Raw genomic sequence first — 1,435 nt, 5'->3', positions numbered from 1 at the left:
GGCAAGGTGTTGATGAACAAACCGACCATCTGCTCGACGCCGGCCAGCTCCGGCGGCCGGCCCGAGACGGTGGTGCCGAAGGCGACGTCACGACGATGCGTAAGCCGACCGAGCAACAGCCCCCACGCCGCCTGCACCACGGTGTTGAGGGTCACGCCGAGGCCGCGCGTAAGTCGGGTCAACGACTGCACCAGGGCATCGGGCAGGTCGATGCGCAAGGTGTCGGGCACCGCCGCTGCGGTCGTGGCAGGCGCGATCCGGCTGGGCTCTTCGAAGCCGGCGAAGGCGTCGCGCCAGGCGCTGCGCGCCGCGGCGGCGTCGCGCGAGGTCAGCCAGCGCATGTAGTCGCGGTAGGGCGTGACCCGCGGCAGCGCCTGCACGTCGGCGCCGTTGCGGTACAGCGCGAACAGCTCCTGCAACAGGATCGGCGAAGACCAACCGTCGAGCAGGATGTGATGGCTGGTGAACACCAGGTAATGCCGTGTCGCCGACTCGCGCACCAGCACGAAGCGCAGCAGCGGCGCGCGGGTCAGTTCGAAGCGTTGTTGCTGGTCGTCGGCGATCGCCTGCGCCAACGCCTTGGCGCGTTCGTCCGCAGGCAGATCGCTCAGATCGATCTCGCGCCAGGGCAGTTCGACCTCGCGCTGGATGACCTGCACCGGCTCCTTGATCTTGTGGTGAACGAAGGCCGCGCGCAGGCTGGCATGGCGCCGCAACAGCGCTTGCGCTGCCGCTTGTTAGAGGGCGTGGAACAGGAAGCCGTGCTGCAACGGCGACAGCGGCAGCAGGTCTTCGATCTGGGCGTTGCGCATGGAGCGGTTCCAGGATGAGTGCCCGCGCAGCGCTCGGCATGCGCAGGGGGCAGCCGATGCGGCGATGGGCGAGCGATGAAGTCGCGTGCCGCGATCGGAGCGGCGAGCACCGAACCGCGGCAGGTATCGCAAGCCGCGATGCGGACGCCCCTGCTCGTCGCATGCGCAGCGTGGATGACGAAACGATGACGGCGCGGCTTGCCATAACGCGACCGGCCGCACAGGCTCGTTGCGATGCGCCGCGAGTATGCAACGCGTCGTTGACGCGTCCATGTCCCTATCCGCGCGTAAACGGATAACTGTGATGGCCGCGGGACTCCATGCTTCGAATCCGGCACGGAAGTGCCCGGCGCATCGCGTCGGCAATCGCAGAAACGCTGCTTCAGGGCCCGCTTCGCGCGGCTAGGGTCGGTCTCGCATTCGCACGCGATCGCTGCTCTCGTGATCGCGGACACGCGAACGATGCGTGCACTGCCGCAGTCTCGGATGCAGACGCGACGTCAACCGATGGGCTGCCGCGCAGTCGGTCCAGTGCGTTCATGGGTCGCACAAATGAAAGAGCCGCGGCACCGTTCGGTGTCGCGGCTCGTGCCGGCGTCGCGATGCGCGAGGCCGGCCGCTTG

Annotated in this window: 2 protein-coding genes; both read right to left on the bottom strand. The window is 68.2% G+C overall.

Going from position 1 to position 1,435, the window contains the following annotated elements; genetic code table 11:
* A partial coding sequence (locus tag EX88_RS0106925) for a condensation domain-containing protein (RefSeq protein ID WP_031371276.1) occupies window positions 1-716 on the bottom strand: 716 nt, incomplete at its 3' end.
* 21 nt (window positions 717-737) lie between these two features.
* Window positions 738-1,085, bottom strand: coding sequence for a hypothetical protein (locus tag EX88_RS25795; protein WP_152566143.1), 348 nt, complete (start codon window positions 1,083-1,085; stop codon window positions 738-740).
* Window positions 1,086-1,435 lie beyond the last annotated feature (350 nt).

The organism is Lysobacter antibioticus, from assembly GCF_000731095.1.
In the GTDB taxonomy this organism is placed as follows: Bacteria; Pseudomonadota; Gammaproteobacteria; order Xanthomonadales; family Xanthomonadaceae; genus Lysobacter; species Lysobacter antibioticus_B.
The sequence above is the reverse complement of the archived record's forward strand: the minus strand, read 5'-3'. Positions and strand labels throughout refer to the sequence as shown.

Coding starts and splice junctions, on each gene's coding strand:
- EX88_RS25795 (WP_152566143.1), bottom strand. CDS start 1,085: ATGGACGCGTCAACGACGCGTTGCATACTCGCGGCGCATCGCAACGAG.